We start from the raw sequence: 17759 nt of genomic DNA on the forward strand, positions 1-17759 counted from the left end.
GGCCGACACCGGCGCGCTGGGCCGCGCGGGCCCCCGCGCCCCCCCGCCGCCGCGCGCCCACGCGGGGGCGGCGCGCCCGTCGCGCGTTTCACCCGGGTGGCGTATGTTGGGATCCTACTGGCCGGTAACTTATCGGTCGCACCATGAGAGATCCCCAGGTATCCCCACGCACGTCCGCAGTGAAGGGCAGGCCACCCCCATGACCACGGCGATCCGCAGCGAGTTCGACCAGGGCATCGCGCTGAGCAGACACCCCGAGGAGCCCGGCCGTTACGACGGCGAGCTCGGCGCGGGCTGGCAGATCGGCGGCGGCGTCAACGGCGGGCTGCTGCTCGCCGTCGCCGGACACGCGCTGTCGCTGGAGCACGGCGACCACCCCGACCCGGTGTCGATCAGCGGTTACTACCTGTCCGCCTCGGTGCCGGGCCCGGCCACCGTCCGCACCGAGGTGCTGCGCTCCGGCCGCGGCCTGTCCACCGGCACCGCCTCGCTCAGCCAGGACGGCGTCGAACGGCTGCGCGTCGTCGCCAGCCACGGGGACCTCTCGACGGCCGTCGGCGAGGTGCGCACCAGCGCGCAGCCGCCGCAGCTGCCGCCGCCGGACCAGTGTGTCGGCGTCGAACACGCGCCCAAGGAACTCATCGCCCAGGCCGCCCTGCTGGAGCGCTTCGACCTGCGGCTCGACCCGGCCACGATCGGCTGGGCGCTCGGACAGCCGTCCGGCACCGGGCGGATCCAGGGCTGGTTCCGGCTCGCCGACGGCCGCGAGCCCGACCCGCTGCTGCTCCTGCTGGTCGCCGACGCGCTGCCGCCGGTCACCTTCGACCTGGGGATGCCGGGCTGGGCGCCGACCGTCGAGCTGACCGTCCACCTGCGGGCCAGGCCGGTGCCCGGCTGGCTGCGGGTCACCCACACCACCCGCAACCTGGCCGGCGGCTACTTCGAGGAGGACGCCGAGGTCTGGGACGAGGCCGGCCGTCTGGTCGCGCAGTCCCGCCAGCTCGCCCGGGTGCCGCGCCCGGCGTGAGGCCCGACGACGCGAGAACCGGCGCATTACCGGTGGTTACATTCCTGTGACACGCCGTACGTGTGCGGCGCTCGGGACTGGGGAGTAACACGGTCAGCGGCGGCCCCCGCCGCCGACCGTGACCCTACTGAGCCGGGAGCCACACGTGAGCGAGCGTAGCGAGCGAGCCATTGGGAGGCGCGTGTGGGCGAATGCCCCTGCCGAGCGCAGCGAGGTGGGAGCATGAGTCGAAAAGGCCGCGCTCGCCGCATCTCCGACTGCACCGCCGGCGGCTTCCGCCCGAACGCCCGTGCCCCGCACCGGCGGAGCGACGGGGAGGGGGCCGACCAGGCCTTCGTCATCGGTGTGCTGACCAGCGCCGCGGACTTCGAACGGGCCCGCGCCTGGCGGGTGACCGACGCCCCCGACTACGAGCGCTACCTGGCCGACACGGCCGACCTGCTCGCCGAGGCGCTGCGGCGCTTCGACACCGTCCGGGCGCGGATGTTCCACCCGCAGGACTTCGCCGAGTTCTGCGTCCTGCACGGGCTGGACCCGGCCGAGCCGGCCGCCCGCGACCGCTACCTGCTCAACCCCGCGCTGCAGACCCAACTGCTCGCCTACCAGGGCGAGGAGCTCGCCGGGGACTTCGTGCCGCGCCTGGTCCGCGCCCGGGAGAACGGACTGACGCTCCGCCACGCCGACCTGATCCTCGACGGCGGGCTCTACGGCGCCACCGGCGAGGCGGACGAGGACCACGGCCGCTGGGTGCGCACCGCCCACCAGCGCGGCTCCGAGGTGCTGCGCCGGATGCTGGTCGGCGCGGGCGCCGGGGTGTACGAGCTGCGAGTGCGGGTGGACGCGCCGGGCGGGAGGCTGAGCGCCGCGGCGCGCGTCCTCCAGTGGGAGGACGGCGTCGTGCGGATCAACGACGAGGACCTGGAGCTGGTCTGCGCGGTGCTGTGCGCCGGGCTGGCCCTGGAGCTGCCGGGCGTGGCCGTGCTGCACGGCTCGCAGGGGTCGGCGGCGGCCTGCGGGGAGTACCGGCCGGCCGCGTGGGCCTGGTCGAGCGGCGGGCCGGACTGGGCCCCGGCGGCCCGGCCGGTGCGGCTGGACGGGGTGGCCGCGCAGCCCGGGTACAGCCTGGGCACGGTCTGCTGAGGCACTGCCGAGGCGCCGGGGAGACACAGGGGAAGGCACCGGGAAGGCACGGGAGAAGCGCCGGCCCCGGCTGCTGGAACCACCGCTGCTGGAAACACCACGGCGCGGCCCCCGGGTTCCGGGGTGCCGCGCCGTGACGTTTCTGCTTGCCCGAAAGGGCGGGACGAGCCTCGTTTCCGCTGGCGGGAGCCGGTGCGGGGAGCGTCAGCTCGCCTCCTCCTCGCGCACCGCGCGGCGCGCGTCGGGGTTGAGCACGCCCCACGAGATCAGCTGCTCGGTGAGGATCGACGGCGACTGGTCGTAGATGACGGCCAGGGTGCGCAGGTCGTCCTGGCGGATCGACAGCACCTTGCCGTTGTAGTCGCCGCGCTGGCTCTGGATGGTCGCCGCGTAGCGCTGCAGCGGGCCGGCCTTCTCGGACGGGACCTGGGTCAGTCTCTCCAGGTCGAGCACCAGGCGCGGCGGCGGCTCGGCCGCGCCGCCCGGGGTGCCGCCGGGCAGCAGCTCCTGGACCGGGACGCCGTAGAACTCCGCCAGCTCGGCCAGCCGCTGCACGGTGACCGCACGGTCGCCGCGCTCGTACGAACCGACGACGACTGCCTTCCAGCGCCCCTGGGACTTCTCCTCGACACCGTGCAGGGAGAGACCCTGCTGAGTGCGGATCGCTCGGAGTTTGCCTCCGAGCTGCTTCGCGTAGTCGCTGGACATTGATCTCCCCGGACGAGATTGCTTCGCGTTCAGTGGTGGGTCACGGGCGATTGCCGACGCCGTTACCGGTGGGTTCGACGTCCGTCTCGTAACTCACTGTGAGGTTACGTAGAGTAAGGTGTTGCGTCAAGCCGAATGGGGCAGTCGTGCGAATGGCCTGCGTCCGGGGTGCGTCGGGCGCGTTAACCCGGTGAAGCGGAATGGTGCAGGTCCGTTTGCCCGCTTGCGCGCTGATAGGATTGCCGAAGCCCGCGCCCGGTCGGCGGGGGCCATCCCAGACATCCTTTAAGGCCCGTCCAGTGAGGCGGGGAAGGAGGTCCGCTTCGGCATGACCACACACCAGGATCCGTCACCCCGAGCACCGCACCAGGTGCTGGACGGCGCGGACATCGCCCGGGTCGTCACCCGGATAGCGCACGAGATCGTCGAGCGCGCCAAGGGCGCGGAGGACGTCGTGCTGCTCGGCATCCACACCCGCGGCGTCCACCTCGCCCGCCGCCTGCGCGACCGGCTGGCCCAGATCACCGGCCGCGAGATCCCGCTCGGCACCCTGGACATCACGATGTACCGGGACGACCTGCGGCTCAAGCCCGCCCGCGCCCTGGAGCACACCGAGATCCCGGCCAGCGGCATCGACGGCAAGCTCGTGATCCTCGTCGACGACGTGCTGTTCTCCGGCCGCACCATCCGCGCCGCGCTCGACGCGCTCGGCGACATCGGCCGCCCGCGCGCCGTCCAGCTGGCCGTCCTGGTCGACCGGGGCCACCGCGAGCTGCCGATCCGCGCCGACTACGTGGGCAAGAACCTGCCCACCTCGCTGCGCGAGGCCGTGCAGGTGCGCCTGGCCGACACCGACGGCGTGGACGCCGTTCTGGTCGGCGACCGCGACCACAACCAGCGCTCGTCGCAGGCCCTGACCGAACCGCACCTTCCGGAGTAGCCCGCGTGATGCGCCACCTCGTCTCCGCCGCCGATCTCACCCGCGACGACGCGCTGCTGATCCTGGACACCGCCGAGGAGCTGGCCCAGCTCTCCGGGCGGGCCGTGAAGAAGCTGCCCACGCTGCGCGGCCGGACCGTCGTCAACCTCTTCTTCGAGGACTCGACCCGCACCAAGACCTCCTTCGAGGTCGCCGAGAAGCGCCTCTCGGCGGACGTCATCAACTTCTCCGCCAAGGGCTCGTCCGTCTCCAAGGGCGAGAGCCTCAAGGACACCGCGCTGACCCTGCAGGCCATGGGTGCCGACGCGGTCGTCATCCGCCACCACGCCTCCGGCGCGCCGGCCCGCCTGGCGCAGTCCGACTGGCTGCACGGCAGTGTCATCAACGCCGGTGACGGCACCCACGAGCACCCCACCCAGGCGCTGCTCGACGCCTTCACCATGCGCCGCCACCTCAACCCGGGCAGTGGCAAGGACCTCGCAGGGCGCCGGGTGACGATCGTCGGCGACGTCCTGCACAGCCGGGTCGCCCGCTCCAACGTCCACCTGCTGACCACCCTCGGCGCCCAGGTCACCTTCGTCGCCCCGCCGACGCTGCTGCCCATCGGCATCGAGAACTGGCCCTGCGAGATCAGCTACGACCTGGAGAGCGTGCTCCCCAAGACGGACGCGCTGATGATGCTCCGGGTGCAGCGCGAGCGGATGAACGCCGCGTTCTTCCCGACCGAGCGGGAGTACAGCCGCCGCTACGGCATGAACGGCCCGCGGATGACCCAGCTGCCCGAGCACGCGATCGTCATGCACCCCGGCCCGATGGTCCGCGGCATGGAGATCACCGCCGAGGTCGCCGACTCGCCGCGCTGCACCGCGGTCGAGCAGGTCGCCAACGGCGTGTCGGTCCGCATGGCCGTGCTGTACCTGCTCCTCGGCGGGGCCGTCTTCGCCGACGGCCCGAACGACGCCGCCCGCACCGAATCCGTGGAGACCGCCAAGTGACCACCTACCTGATCCGCAACGCCCAGATCGCCGGCGGCGCCCCGCAGGACCTCCACCTCGCCGACGGCGTGATCAAGGCGATCGGCACCGGCCTGGCCGTCGAGGCCGACATCGAGATCGACGCCACCGGCCTGATCGTGCTGCCCGGCCTGGTCGACCTGCACACCCACCTGCGCGAGCCCGGCCGCGAGGACGCCGAGACCGTCCTCACCGGCACCCAGGCCGCCGCGATGGGCGGCTTCACCGCCGTGCACGCGATGGCCAACACCACCCCGGTGGCCGACACCGCCGGCGTCGTCGAGCAGGTCTGGCGGCTCGGCCAGGAGGCCGGCTACTGCGACGTGCAGCCGGTCGGCGCCGTCACCGTCGGCCTGGAGGGCAAGAAGCTCGCCGAGCTCGGCGCCATGCACGAGTCCGCCGCCGGCGTCCGGGTCTTCTCCGACGACGGCAAGTGCGTCGACGACGCCGTGCTGATGCGCCGCGCGCTGGAGTACGTCAAGGCCTTCGACGGCGTCGTCGCCCAGCACGCCCAGGAGCCGCGGCTCACCGAGGGCGCGCAGATGAACGAGGGCCAGGTCTCCGGCGAGCTCGGGCTCGGCGGCTGGCCGGCCGTCGCCGAGGAGTCGATCATCGCCCGCGACGTGCTGCTCGCCGCGCACGTCGGCTCCCGGCTGCACGTCTGCCACGTCTCCACGGCCGGCTCGGTCGAGATCATCCGCTGGGCCAAGGCCAAGGGCTGGGACGTCACCGCCGAGGTCACCCCGCACCACCTGCTGCTCACCGACGAGCTGGTCCGCTCGTACGACCCGGTCTACAAGGTGAACCCGCCGCTGCGCACCGCCGCGGACGTCCAGGCGCTGCGCAAGGCGCTGGCCGACGGCACCATCGACGCCGTCGCCACCGACCACGCGCCGCACCCGGCCGAGGACAAGGACTGCGAGTGGGCCGTCGCCGCGATGGGCATGGTCGGCCTGGAGACCGCGCTGTCGGTCGTGCAGCAGACCATGGTCGACACCGGCCTGCTGAACTGGGCGGGCGTCGCCGACCGCATGTCGCACCGCCCGGCCCGGATCGGCCGTCTCGCCGGGCACGGCCGGCCCGTCTCGGTCGGTGAGCCGGCCAACCTGGTGCTGTTCGATCCCGCGTACCGTGGTGCCGTGAACCCGGACAGCTTCGCCACCCGCAGCCGCAACACCCCCTACAAGGGCCTCGACCTGCCCGGACGGGTGCACGCCACCTTCCTGCGCGGCCGGGCGACCGTCCTGGCCGGGGAGCTCGTCGAGCAGGGCGTCGACGCGTGAGTTTCCACCGCACGCCCGCCCCGTTCACCCCGCTGGCCCAGGAACAGGCCAAGGTCCACGACTGGCCCGGGTACATCGGCTGGGCCGTCGGCCTGCTGATCGTGATCGGGCTCGTCTACTGGCTGATGCGCCAGGGCTGGAACTGGCGGCGCACGCTGCAGTCCGGCATCCCGCCGCTGCCCGCCGTGCCGGCCGGCGCCGGCCGGACCATCCTGGAGACCAGCGGCCGGTACCACGGCACCACCACCGCCGGGAACTGGCTCGACCGGGTCGTCGCACACGGCCTGGGCAACCGCAGCCGCGCCGACCTCATCCTCGGCGAGGACGGCCTGCTGGTGCGCCGCCCCGGCGACGTCGACCTCTGGATCCCGGCCGGGCACCTGACCGGTGCCCGCACGGACTCCGGAATCGCCGGCAAGGTCGTCCCGGCCGGGATCCTCGTCGTCACCTGGACGCACGAGGGCACCGAGCTGGACTCCGGCTTCCGGGCCGACCACCCCGACGAGCACGCCGCCTGGGTCGAGGCGGTCGCTCACCTCGCAACACGTACGAAGACGAAGACGGAAGAGGCCGCGCAATGACCGCACCTGCCCCCACCACGCAGCGCCAACGGCGGGAACGCGTCCCGGCCGTGCTCGTCCTGGAGGACGGCCGGACCTTCCGCGGCCAGGCCTACGGCGCCGTCGGCGAGACCTTCGGCGAGGCGGTCTTCAACACCGGCATGTCCGGCTACCAGGAGACCCTCACCGACCCGTCGTACCACCGCCAGGTGGTCGTGATGACGGCCCCGCAGATCGGCAACACCGGCTGGAACGACGAGGACGACGAGTCCAAGCGGATCTGGGTCGCCGGGTACGTCGTGCGCGACCCCGCCCGGGTCGCCTCCAACTGGCGCTCGCGCCGCTCGCTGGACGACGAGCTCGTACGCCAGGGCGTCGTCGGCATCAGCGGCATCGACACCCGCGCGCTCACCCGGCACCTGCGCGACCGCGGCGCCATGCGCTGCGGCATCTTCTCCGGCCCGGCGCTCGCCGACCCGGCCGCCCTGCTCGCCCGGGTGCAGCAGTCGCCCGAGATGAAGGGCGCCGACCTGTGCGCCGAGGTGGCCACCACCGAGCCGTACATCGTCCCGGCCATCGGTGAGAAGAGGTTCACCGTCGCCGCGCTGGACCTCGGCATCAAGGCGATGACCCCGCAGCGGATGGCCGAGCGCGGCATCGAGGTCCACGTGCTGCCGGCCGACGCCTCCCTGGAGGACGTCTACGCCGTCAACCCGGACGGCGTCTTCTTCTCCAACGGCCCGGGCGACCCGGCCACCGCCGACCAGCAGGTCGCCGTGGCGCAGGGCGTGCTGGAGCGGAAGACCCCGTTCTTCGGGATCTGCTTCGGCAACCAGATCCTGGGCCGCGCCCTCGGCTTCGGCACCTACAAGCTCAAGTACGGCCACCGCGGCATCAACCAGCCGGTGCAGGACCGCACCACCGGCAAGGTCGAGGTGACCGCCCACAACCACGGCTTCGCCGTGAACGCGCCGCTGGACAAGGTGAGCGACACCCCCTACGGGCGGGTCGAGGTCTCCCACGTCTGCCTCAACGACGACGTGGTCGAGGGCCTGCAGGCGCTCGACGTGCCCGCCTTCAGCGTGCAGTACCACCCCGAAGCGGCCGCCGGCCCGCACGACGCCGCCTACCTGTTCGACCGCTTCGTGAAGCTCATGGAGGGCCAGCGTGCCTAAGCGCACTGACATCAAGTCCGTCCTGGTGATCGGGTCCGGCCCGATCGTGATCGGCCAGGCCGCCGAGTTCGACTACTCGGGCACGCAGGCCTGCCGGGTCCTCAAGGCCGAGGGCCTGCGGGTCGTGCTGGTCAACTCCAACCCGGCCACGATCATGACCGACCCGGAGATCGCCGACGCCACCTACGTCGAGCCGATCACCCCGGAGTTCGTCGAGAAGATCATCGCCAAGGAGCGCCCCGACGCGCTGCTGCCGACCCTGGGCGGCCAGACCGCGCTCAACACGGCGATCTCGCTGGACGCCAACGGCGTGCTCGCCAAGTACAACGTCGAGCTGATCGGCGCCAAGGTCGAGTCGATCCACAAGGGCGAGGACCGCGAGCTCTTCAAGGGCGTCGTCGAGGCCGTCAACGCCAAGATCGGTTACGGCGAGTCCGCCCGCTCGGTCATCTGCCACACCATGGACGAGGTGCTGGCCGGCGTCGACACCCTCGGCGGCTACCCCGTCGTCGTGCGCCCCTCCTTCACCATGGGCGGCGCCGGCTCCGGCTTCGCCCACAACGAGGAGGACCTGCGCCGCATCGCCGGCCAGGGCCTGACCCTCTCGCCGACCACCGAGGTGCTCCTGGAGGAGTCCATCCTCGGCTGGAAGGAGTACGAGCTGGAGCTGATGCGCGACAAGAACGACAACGTCGTGGTCGTCTGCTCCATCGAGAACTTCGACCCGATGGGCGTGCACACCGGTGACTCGATCACCGTCGCCCCGTCGATGACGCTCACCGACCGCGAGTACCAGATCCTGCGCGACATCGGCATCGCCGTCATCCGCGAGGTCGGCGTCGACACCGGCGGCTGCAACATCCAGTTCGCGGTCAACCCCGAGGACGGCCGGGTCATCGTCATCGAGATGAACCCGCGCGTGTCGCGCTCCTCGGCGCTCGCCTCCAAGGCCACCGGCTTCCCGATCGCCAAGATCGCCGCCAAGCTGGCCGTCGGCTACACGCTCGACGAGATCCCCAACGACATCACCGAGGAGACCCCGGCCTCCTTCGAGCCGACCCTCGACTACGTCGTCGTCAAGGTGCCGCGCTTCGCGTTCGAGAAGTTCCCGAGCGCCGACGCCACCCTCACCACGACCATGAAGTCCGTCGGCGAGGCCATGGCCCTCGGCCGCAACTTCCCCGAGGCGCTGCAGAAGGCGCTGCGCTCGCTGGAGAAGAAGGGCTCCCAGTTCAGCTGGACCGGCCCTGTGGGCGACAAGGCCGAGTTGCTGGCCAAGGCGGTCGTGCCGACCGACGGCCGGATCAACACCGTGATGGACGCCATCCGGGCCGGCGCCACCGCGGAGGAGGTGTTCGAGGCCACCAAGATCGACCCGTGGTTCGTCGACCAGCTCTTCCTGCTCGACGAGATCGCCGGCGAGCTCGCCGACGCCGCCGAGCTCACCCCGGACCTGCTGCGCCACGCCAAGCGGCACGGCTTCTCCGACCAGCAGATCGGCGAGATCCGCGGCCTGAAGCCGGACGTCGTCCGCGAGGTGCGCCACGCGCTCGGCATCCGCCCGGTGTTCAAGACCGTCGACACCTGCGCCGCCGAGTTCGCCGCCAAGACCCCGTACTTCTACTCGTCCTACGACGAGGAGAACGAGGTCGCCCCGCGCACCAAGCCCGCGGTGATCATCCTCGGTTCCGGCCCGAACCGCATCGGCCAGGGCATCGAGTTCGACTACTCCTGCGTCCACGCCTCCTTCGCGCTGGCCGAGGCCGGGTACGAGACCGTCATGGTCAACTGCAACCCGGAGACCGTCTCCACCGACTACGACACCTCCGACCGGCTCTACTTCGAGCCGCTCACCCTGGAGGACGTCCTGGAGATCGTCCACGCCGAGCAGCAGGCCGGTCCGCTCGCGGGCGTCATCGTCCAGCTCGGCGGCCAGACCCCGCTCGGCCTCGCCCAGGCGCTCAAGGACAACGGCGTGCCGATCGTCGGCACCCAGCCCGAGGCGATCGACCTCGCCGAGGAGCGCGGCGCCTTCGGCCGCGTCCTGCGCGACGCCGGCCTGCCGGCGCCCAAGCACGGCACCGCCTTCTCCTTCGAGGAGGCCAAGGCGATCGCCGACGAGATCGGCTACCCGGTGCTCGCCCGCCCGTCCTACGTGCTCGGCGGCCGCGGCATGGAGATCGTCTACGACGAGGCCTCCCTCGCCTCCTACCTGGAGCGGCACGCCGGCCTGATCTCCGAGCACCCGGTGCTCATCGACCGCTTCCTCGACGACGCGGTGGAGATCGACGTCGACGCGCTCTACGACGGCACCGAGCTCTACCTCGGCGGCGTCATGGAGCACATCGAGGAGGCCGGCATCCACTCCGGCGACTCCGCCTGCGCGCTGCCCCCGATCACCCTCGGCGGCTACGACATCAAGCGCCTGCGCACCTCCACCGAGGCCATCGCGCGCGGCGTCGGCGTCCGCGGCCTGATCAACATCCAGTTCGCGATGGCCGGCGACATCCTCTACGTCCTGGAGGCCAACCCGCGCGCCTCCCGGACCGTCCCGTTCACCTCCAAGGCCACCGCGGTGCCGCTGGCCAAGGCGGCCGCCCGGGTCTCGCTCGGCGCCACCATCGCCGAGCTGCGCGCCGAGGGCATGCTCCCGGCCGAGGGCGACGGCGGCACGCTGCCCGCCGACGCGCCGATCGCGGTCAAGGAGGCCGTGATGCCGTGGAGCCGCTTCCGCGACGTCCACGGCCGCGGGGTCGACACCGTCCTCGGCCCGGAGATGCGCTCGACCGGTGAGGTCATGGGCATCGACAAGGTCTTCGGCACGGCCTACGCCAAGGCCCAGGCCGGCGCCTACGGCGCGCTGCCGACCAAGGGCAAGGTCTTCGTCTCCGTCGCCAACCGCGACAAGCGCAACCTCGTCTTCCCGGCGCGCGCCCTGGTCAGCCTCGGCTTCGAGGTGCTCGCCACGGCCGGCACCGCCGAGGTGCTCCAGCGCGGCGGCATCCCGTCCACGCTGGTGCGCAAGCACAGCGAGGGCGAGGGCCCGAACGGCGAGAAGACCATCGTCCAGCTGATCCACGACGGCGAGGTCGACCTCATCATCAACACGCCGTACGGCACCGGCGGGCGCCTGGACGGCTACGAGATCCGCACCGCGGCCGTGGCCCGCGCCGTGCCCTGCCTGACCACCGTCCAGGCGATGGGCGCGGCCGTCCAGGGCATCGACCGGCTGCTGCGCGACGAGGTCGGGGTGATGTCGCTCCAGGAGCACGCCGAGCTGATCAACGCCGGCCGCAAGTAGCACCACCGCAGTGGGGGGGCACCGAAGCCAGTCGGGTGCCCCCCACTTCCATGCCCGCGATTCGACCTGCCGCGCTGTGAACACCGCTGCTCGCTCCGGGAGTTGACCCCCCTTGTACAAGCTTCTGTTCGACCTCGTCTTCAAGAAGATGGACCCGGAGAAGGCCCACCACCTCGCCTTCTTCTGGATCCGCCTCGCCTCCTCCGTGCCGGGCCTGCGCACCCTCGTCCGGCTGCTGCTCGCCCCGCAGGACCGGGCGCTGCGCACCCGCGCCCTCGGCCTCGACCTGCCCGGCCCGTTCGGGCTCGCGGCCGGCTTCGACAAGAACGGCGTCGGCATCGACGGCCTCGCGATGCTCGGCTTCGACTACGTCGAGATCGGCACCATCACCGGCGAGGCCCAGCCCGGCAACCCGGCGCCGCGGCTGTTCCGCCTGGTCGAGGACCGCGCGCTGATCAACCGGATGGGCTTCAACAACCAGGGCTCGGCCCGGGTCGCCGCCCGCCTCGCCGCCCGCCCGCACACCAGCTCCACCCCGGTGATCGGCGTCAACATCGGCAAGACCAAGGTCGTCGAGGAGGCCGACGCCGTCGCCGACTACGTCAAGTCGACCGAGCGGCTGGCCCGTTACGCCGACTACCTGGTCGTCAACGTCAGCTCGCCCAACACCCCCGGACTGCGCAACCTGCAGGCCGTCGACCACCTGCGCCCGCTGCTCTCCGCCGTCCGCGAGGCCGCCGACCGCACCACCGCGCACCACGTGCCGCTGCTGGTGAAGATCGCCCCGGACCTCGCCGACGAGGACGTCGACGCCGTCGCCGACCTCGCCCTGGAGCTGGGCCTGGACGGCATCATCGCCACCAACACCACGATCGGCCGTGAGGGCCTGCGGGCCGACGCCGCGCGGGTCGAGGAGATCGGCATGGGCGGCCTGTCCGGCGCCCCGCTCAAGGCCCGCGCCCTGGAGGTCCTCCAGCGGCTGCGCGCCCGCACCGGCGGCCGGCTGACGCTCGTGTCGGTCGGCGGCGTGGAGAGCGCCGAGGACGCCTGGCAGCGGATCATCCACGGCGCCGACCTCGTCCAGGGCTACAGCGCCTTCATCTACGAGGGCCCGTTCTGGTGCCGCCGCATCCACAAGGGCCTCTCCACCCGCGTCCGGGAGGCGGGCTTCCGCAACCTGGCCGCGGCGGTCGGCAGCGCCGTGCGCCCCTCGTGACCCCCCGTACCGCCACTGGAAACCCCGGAGACGACATGACCCTCGCCCCGTTCGGCGCCCGGCTGCGCCAGGCCATGGACACCCGTGGCCAGCTCTGCGTCGGCATCGACCCGCACGCCTCCCTGCTCGCCGCCTGGGGACTCGGCGACGACGTCGCCGGCCTGGAGACCTTCAGCCGCACCGTCGTCGAGGCGCTGGCCGACCGGGTCGCCGTGCTCAAGCCGCAGGCCGCCTTCTTCGAGCGCTTCGGCAGCAAGGGCGTCGCGGTGCTGGAGAGGACCGTCGAGGAGGCCCGCGCGGCCGGTGCGCTGGTCCTGATGGACGCCAAGCGCGGCGACATCGGCTCCACCATGGCCGCCTACGCCGAGGCCTTCCTCGCGCCCGGCAGCCCGCTGTTCTCCGATGCCCTCACCGTCAGCCCCTACCTCGGCTTCGGCTCGCTGCGCCCGGCGCTCGACCTCGCGCGCGAGCACGGCTGCGGGGCGTTCGCGCTGGCGCTCACCTCCAACCCGGAGGGCGCCGAGGTGCAGCGCGCCGTCGGCGCCGGCGGCGAGCCGGTCGCGGCCTCGGTGCTGCGCCAGCTTGCGGCCGAGAACGCGGGGGCCGAGCCGCTCGGCTCGTTCGGCGCGGTGGTCGGCGCGACGCTCGCCGACGCGGGCGTGGACCTCGCGATCAACGGCCCGCTGCTGGCCCCCGGCATCGGCGCCCAGGGCGCGACGATGGCGGACCTGCCGCGGGTGTTCGGCGCCTCGGTGCGCAACGTCGTGCCGAGCGTCAGCCGGGACGTCCTCAAGCACGGCCCGTCGGTGCCGGCGCTGCGCGAGGCGGCCGAGCGGTTCGTGGGGGAGTACGCGGACGCCGTGAAGTAGCGCGGCGCGAAGTGCCGTCCGGGGGCCGGGTGGTAGCCGGCCGGTGACCCTGCGCAGTGTGCGCAGGACCGGGCGGTGCCGCTCCGCCGGGCCTCTGCTTGACGTGAGCGCCGTCACATCGGCGGTGCCAAAGTCTCGCAATCGCGGTCATTTTGCCCCGGAAAGTCCTGGTCGGCCTTGGCTGACCAGGACTTTTCGTGTTCTTTTCCTGACGCGGCGCCGCAATCCGGGTAGTGTCCGGCGATAGGTCATCGAAGAGCCGCGATTCTCGTAGCTCCCGCAGGTCAGGGCCCTGGGGTTCCACTTGCGGAGGTGTCCTGGAGAACCAAACCAGTCATAGCTCAATCCCTTCCTTCCACACCCTGAGGTGAACGGCGTGGCTCTTCCGCCCCTTACCCCTGAACAGCGCACCGCCGCGCTCGCCAAGGCCGCCGAGGCTCGCCGGGAGCGCGCCGAGGTCAAGAACCGGCTCAAGCACTCCGGCGCCTCCCTGCACGAGGTGATCAAGGCCGGCAAGGCCGACAACGACGTCATCGGCAAGATGAAGGTCTCGGCCCTGCTGGAGTCGCTCCCGGGCGTCGGCAAGGTCCGGGCCAAGCAGATCATGGAGCGCCTCGGCATCAGCGAGAGCCGTCGTGTCCGCGGTCTCGGCACGAACCAGATCGCCTCCCTGGAGCGGGAGTTCGGCGGCGGTGCCGCCTGACCGTGCCCCCGTGGTCCCGGGATCGTCCGCGATCCGGGATAATCGGTGCATGAGTGAGCGTCCGCGGCTGACCGTGCTCTCCGGCCCTTCGGGGGTCGGCAAGAGCACGGTCGTCGCTCATATGAGGAAGCAGCACCCCGAGGTCTGGCTCTCGGTGTCGGCGACGACCCGCCACCCGAGGCCCGGCGAGCAGAATGGGGTCCAGTACCACTTCGTCGACAACGACGAGTTCGACAAGCTGATCGCCAACGGCGAGCTCCTGGAGTGGGCCGTCTTCGCCGGCAACCGCTACGGCACCCCGCGCGCGGCGGTGCAGGAGAAGCTGGAGCGCGGCGAGCCTGTCCTGCTGGAGATCGACCTGCAGGGCGCCCGCCAGGTGCGCGAGTCGATGCCGGAGGCCCAGCTGGTGTTCCTGGCTCCGCCGAGCTGGGACGAGCTGGTCCGCCGGCTGACCGGCCGGGGCACCGAGCCGCAGGACGTCATCGAGAAGCGGCTGGAGGCCGCCAAGGTCGAGCTGGCGGCGGAGCCGGAGTTCGACACGACTCTTGTCAACACCTCCGTCGAGCAGGTAGCGGCCGAACTGCTAGCCTTGCTCGGTGTAGGCTGACCTGTCTGTCTTTTCCACCCTTTCGGAAGGTTTTCGCGTGTCCTCTTCCATGACCGCGCCCGAGGGCATCATCAACCCGCCGATCGACGAGCTGCTTGAGGCCACCGACTCCAAGTACAGCCTGGTGATCTACGCCGCCAAGCGGGCGCGCCAGATCAACGCGTACTACTCCCAGCTCGGCGAGGGCCTGCTGGAGTACGTCGGCCCGCTGGTCGACACCCACGTGCACGAGAAGCCGCTGTCGATCGCGCTCCGCGAGATCAACGCCGGCATGCTGACCGCCGAGGCGGTCGAGGGCGCCTGATCCGGTCGACCTCGTAACTCTCCGGAAGGGCCTGGCGGAATCGTTTCCGCCGGGCCCTTCGGCGTTGTGCAGCGGACGGGGCCACGGTGCGGGTGATCGTCGCGGGGCCGTAGGGTGTGCACGTCCCTGGAGTGGAGGAGAGCGGGATCATGAGCGCGACTTCGGACCGGACCGGCGCGGACGCCCCGCGCGTCGTCCTCGGCGTCAGCGGCGGCATCGCGGCCTACAAGGCCTGTGAGCTGCTCCGCCGGTTCACCGAGTCCGGCCACCTGGTCACCGTGGTGCCCACCGCCGCCGCGCTGCACTTCGTCGGCGAGGCCACCTGGGCCGCCCTGTCCGGCCGCCCGGCCGCCACCGAGACCTGGGAGAACGTCCACGAGGTGCCGCACGTGCGGATCGGCCAGCAGGCCGACCTCGTCGTCGTCGCCCCCGCCACCGCGGACCTGATCGCCAAGGCCGCCCACGGCCTCGCCGACGACCTCCTCACCAACACCCTGCTCACCGCGCGCTGTCCGGTCGTGATCGCGCCCGCCATGCACACCGAGATGTGGGAGCACCCGGCCACCCGGGAGAACGTCGCCACGCTGCGCCGCCGCGGCGTCATCGTGCTGGAGCCCGCCGTCGGGCGGCTCACCGGCAAGGACACCGGCAAGGGGCGGCTGCCCGAGCCGGCCGCGGTCTTCGAGGCCTGCCGGGCCGTGCTGCGCCGCGGCGGCGCCGTGCCGACCGACCTTGCCGGGCGCCACGTGGTGGTCTCGGCCGGCGGCACCCGGGAGCCGCTGGACCCGGTGCGCTACCTCGGGAACCGCTCCTCCGGCAAGCAGGGCTACGCGCTGGCCGTGACGGCGGCGGCCCGTGGGGCGCGGGTGACGCTGGTCTCGGCCAACGCGGAACTGCCCGATCCGGCGGGGGTGGACGTCGTGCACGTCTCGACCGCGCTGGAGCTGCGCGAGGCCGCGCTGAAGGCGGCGGAGGACGCGGACGCCGTGGTCATGGCCGCGGCGGTGGCCGACTTCCGGCCCGCCGAGTACGTCACCGGCAAGATCAAGAAGGTCGAGGGGGTCGAGCCGGCGCCGGTCGCGCTGGTCCGCAATCCGGACGTCCTGGCCGAGCTGTCCGCCCACCGGACCCGTTCGGGCCAACTGGTCGTGGGTTTCGCGGCGGAGACCGACGACGTGCTCGCGTACGGCCGCGCCAAGCTCGCCCGCAAGGGCTGCGACCTGCTCGTCGTCAACGAGGTCGGCAACGGCAAGGCCTTCGGGACGGACGTCAACGAGGCCGTGGTGCTGGGCTCCGACGGCAGTGAGACGGCCGTTCCGGTGGGCCCCAAGGAGGTGCTCGCGGACGTGGTCTGGGACTTGGTAGTGGAGCGGCTGGAAACGGTCGGCAACCGGACAGAAGGCGCTTGAGTCCGGTCGGAGAGCCACTTGATAACGGTCTCGTTTTCCGGAAGCGGGTGACGTTCGACGGAACCTGACCGTTAGACTCCAGGAATCAAGTCTTTCCGGATGTCCCCGGTCCGCCGGGGGCCTTCAGTCAGCAGCCGCTGCAACCCCAGGGAGCGCTGTGTCTCGCCGCCTGTTCACCTCGGAGTCCGTGACCGAGGGACACCCCGACAAGATCGCTGACCAGATCAGCGACACCATCCTCGACGCTCTCCTGCGGGAGGACCCGACCTCCCGGGTCGCCGTGGAGACGCTCATCACCACCGGCCAGGTGCACGTGGCCGGCGAGGTGACGACGAAGGCGTACGCGCCGATCGCCCAGCTCGTCCGGGACAAGATCCTGGAGATCGGTTACGACAGCTCCAAGAAGGGCTTCGACGGCGCCTCCTGCGGCGTGTCGGTGTCCATCGGTGCTCAGTCGCCCGACATCGCGCAGGGCGTCGACACCGCGTACGAGGCTCGGGTCGAGGGCGATGAGGATGACCTCGACAAGCAGGGTGCCGGCGACCAGGGCCTGATGTTCGGCTACGCGTCGGACGAGACCCCCGAGCTCATGCCGCTGCCGATCACCCTGGCGCACCGCCTGTCGCGCCGCCTGACCGAGGTCCGCAAGAACGGGACCATCCCGTACCTGCGCCCCGACGGCAAGACCCAGGTCACCATCGAGTACGACGGCGACAAGGCCGTCCGCCTCGACACCGTGGTCGTCTCCACGCAGCACGCCTCGGACATCGACCTGGAGTCGCTGCTCACCCCGGACATCCGCGAGTTCGTCGTGGAGCCGGAGCTCAAGGCGCTCGCCGAGCAGGGCATCAAGCTCGTGACCGACGGCTACCGGCTGCTGGTCAACCCGACCGGCCGCTTCGAGATCGGCGGCCCGATGGGCGACGCCGGCCTGACCGGCCGCAAGATCATCATCGACACGTACGGCGGCATGGCCCGCCACGGCGGCGGCGCCTTCTCGGGCAAGGACCCGTCCAAGGTGGACCGCTCGGCCGCGTACGCGATGCGCTGGGTCGCCAAGAACATCGTCGCCGCCGGCCTCGCCCGCCGTGCCGAGGTCCAGGTCGCCTACGCGATCGGCAAGGCCGAGCCGGTCGGCCTGTTCGTCGAGACCTTCGGCACCGAGACCGTCCCGGTCCTCGACATCCAGAAGGCCGTCAGCGAGGTCTTCGACCTGCGCCCCGCCGCGATCATCCGCGACCTCGACCTGCTGCGCCCGATCTACTCGCAGACCGCCGCGTACGGCCACTTCGGCCGTGAGCTGCCGGACTTCACCTGGGAGCGCACCGACCGCGTGGACCAGCTGAAGGCCGCCATCGCCGGCTGATCCGTCCGGATTCCCGGAAGCGGGGGCCCCCCCCCCCCCCGGGGGGGGGCGGGGGCGGGGCCGGCGGGGGGGGGGGGGGGGGGGTTGGTGGGGGGGGTGGGGATCGCAACACCGGGGCGCGGGGGGGGCGCGCCCGCG

The 17759-nt window shown here is 72.0% G+C and carries 16 protein-coding genes; 15 read left to right on the forward strand and 1 reads right to left on the reverse strand.

Annotated elements, in window-relative coordinates:
- Positions 1-199: 199 nt before the first annotated feature.
- Both ACFV4G_RS35455 and ACFV4G_RS35460 read left to right on the forward strand, forming a co-directional pair.
- Positions 200-1027: a thioesterase family protein gene (locus ACFV4G_RS35455; protein WP_380446301.1), complete on the forward strand. Its 828-nt coding sequence runs from the start codon at positions 200-202 to the stop codon at positions 1025-1027.
- Between the two features lie 222 nt (positions 1028-1249).
- The gene (locus ACFV4G_RS35460) at positions 1250-2167 is read left to right on the forward strand and encodes a hypothetical protein (protein WP_380446302.1); all 918 of its coding nucleotides are present in this window, start codon (positions 1250-1252) and stop codon (positions 2165-2167) included.
- A 204-nt stretch (positions 2168-2371) separates the two neighbouring features.
- Here ACFV4G_RS35460 and ACFV4G_RS35465 read toward each other — a convergent pair whose 3' ends face one another.
- Complete coding sequence (locus ACFV4G_RS35465; protein WP_031072501.1) at positions 2372-2875, reverse strand: transcriptional regulator; 504 nt, start codon at positions 2873-2875, stop codon at positions 2372-2374.
- 328 nt (positions 2876-3203) lie between these two features.
- Between ACFV4G_RS35465 and pyrR the strand changes: the two genes are divergently transcribed.
- From pyrR to metK, 13 genes are all read left to right on the forward strand, one after another.
- Positions 3204-3815, forward strand: a complete 612-nt coding sequence (pyrR, locus tag ACFV4G_RS35470; RefSeq protein ID WP_380446303.1) for a bifunctional pyr operon transcriptional regulator/uracil phosphoribosyltransferase PyrR — start codon at positions 3204-3206, stop codon at positions 3813-3815.
- Between the two features lie 5 nt (positions 3816-3820).
- Positions 3821-4810, forward strand: a complete 990-nt coding sequence (locus ACFV4G_RS35475) for an aspartate carbamoyltransferase catalytic subunit (protein WP_380446304.1) — start codon at positions 3821-3823, stop codon at positions 4808-4810.
- Positions 4807-6111 (forward strand): dihydroorotase, encoded by a 1305-nt coding sequence (locus ACFV4G_RS35480; RefSeq protein ID WP_380446305.1) that lies wholly within the window; start codon positions 4807-4809, stop codon positions 6109-6111. The genes ACFV4G_RS35475 and ACFV4G_RS35480 overlap by 4 nt, the downstream gene beginning before the upstream one ends.
- Complete coding sequence (locus tag ACFV4G_RS35485) at positions 6108-6692, forward strand: hypothetical protein (RefSeq protein ID WP_380446306.1); 585 nt, start codon at positions 6108-6110, stop codon at positions 6690-6692. The genes ACFV4G_RS35480 and ACFV4G_RS35485 overlap by 4 nt, the downstream gene beginning before the upstream one ends.
- Entirely contained in the window at positions 6689-7846 is a 1158-nt protein-coding gene (carA, locus tag ACFV4G_RS35490; protein WP_380446307.1) for a glutamine-hydrolyzing carbamoyl-phosphate synthase small subunit, read from the forward strand. Before ACFV4G_RS35485 ends, carA begins: the two co-directional genes overlap by 4 nt.
- A complete protein-coding gene (gene carB, locus ACFV4G_RS35495) occupies positions 7839-11147 on the forward strand; it encodes a carbamoyl-phosphate synthase large subunit (RefSeq protein ID WP_380446308.1) in 3309 nt (1102 codons plus the stop codon). The genes carA and carB overlap by 8 nt, the downstream gene beginning before the upstream one ends.
- Positions 11148-11259: 112 nt before the next feature.
- Positions 11260-12363 carry a quinone-dependent dihydroorotate dehydrogenase gene (locus ACFV4G_RS35500; protein WP_380446309.1) on the forward strand — a complete coding sequence of 368 codons (1104 nt, stop codon included), beginning with the start codon at positions 11260-11262 and terminating at the stop codon, positions 12361-12363.
- Positions 12364-12398: 35 nt separating this feature from the next.
- A complete protein-coding gene (gene pyrF, locus ACFV4G_RS35505) occupies positions 12399-13232 on the forward strand; it encodes an orotidine-5'-phosphate decarboxylase (protein WP_380446310.1) in 834 nt (277 codons plus the stop codon).
- A gap of 376 nt (positions 13233-13608) precedes the next feature.
- Entirely contained in the window at positions 13609-13935 is a 327-nt protein-coding gene (mihF, locus tag ACFV4G_RS35510) for an integration host factor, actinobacterial type (RefSeq protein WP_030056187.1), read from the forward strand.
- 49 nt (positions 13936-13984) lie between these two features.
- The gene (gene gmk / locus ACFV4G_RS35515; protein WP_380446311.1) at positions 13985-14542 is read left to right on the forward strand and encodes a guanylate kinase; all 558 of its coding nucleotides are present in this window, start codon (positions 13985-13987) and stop codon (positions 14540-14542) included.
- 37 nt (positions 14543-14579) lie between these two features.
- A complete protein-coding gene (gene rpoZ, locus ACFV4G_RS35520; protein WP_359967357.1) occupies positions 14580-14846 on the forward strand; it encodes a DNA-directed RNA polymerase subunit omega in 267 nt (88 codons plus the stop codon).
- A gap of 149 nt (positions 14847-14995) precedes the next feature.
- The gene (gene coaBC / locus ACFV4G_RS35525) at positions 14996-16255 is read left to right on the forward strand and encodes a bifunctional phosphopantothenoylcysteine decarboxylase/phosphopantothenate--cysteine ligase CoaBC (RefSeq protein ID WP_380446312.1); all 1260 of its coding nucleotides are present in this window, start codon (positions 14996-14998) and stop codon (positions 16253-16255) included.
- A 157-nt stretch (positions 16256-16412) separates the two neighbouring features.
- Positions 16413-17621 carry a methionine adenosyltransferase gene (gene metK / locus ACFV4G_RS35530; RefSeq protein WP_380446313.1) on the forward strand — a complete coding sequence of 403 codons (1209 nt, stop codon included), beginning with the start codon at positions 16413-16415 and terminating at the stop codon, positions 17619-17621.
- The last annotated feature ends 138 nt before the right edge of the window (positions 17622-17759 follow it).

The organism is Kitasatospora sp. NPDC059747 (assembly GCF_042732955.1).
Lineage (GTDB): Bacteria > Actinomycetota > Actinomycetes > Streptomycetales > Streptomycetaceae > Kitasatospora.

Coding starts and splice junctions, on each gene's coding strand:
- gmk (WP_380446311.1), top strand. CDS start 13,985: ATGAGTGAGCGTCCGCGGCTGACCGTGCTCTCCGGCCCTTCGGGGGTC.
- ACFV4G_RS35465 (WP_031072501.1), bottom strand. CDS start 2,875: ATGTCCAGCGACTACGCGAAGCAGCTCGGAGGCAAACTCCGAGCGATC.
- ACFV4G_RS35460 (WP_380446302.1), top strand. CDS start 1,250: ATGAGTCGAAAAGGCCGCGCTCGCCGCATCTCCGACTGCACCGCCGGC.
- pyrF (WP_380446310.1), top strand. CDS start 12,399: ATGACCCTCGCCCCGTTCGGCGCCCGGCTGCGCCAGGCCATGGACACC.
- coaBC (WP_380446312.1), top strand. CDS start 14,996: ATGAGCGCGACTTCGGACCGGACCGGCGCGGACGCCCCGCGCGTCGTC.
- ACFV4G_RS35455 (WP_380446301.1), top strand. CDS start 200: ATGACCACGGCGATCCGCAGCGAGTTCGACCAGGGCATCGCGCTGAGC.
- carA (WP_380446307.1), top strand. CDS start 6,689: ATGACCGCACCTGCCCCCACCACGCAGCGCCAACGGCGGGAACGCGTC.
- pyrR (WP_380446303.1), top strand. CDS start 3,204: ATGACCACACACCAGGATCCGTCACCCCGAGCACCGCACCAGGTGCTG.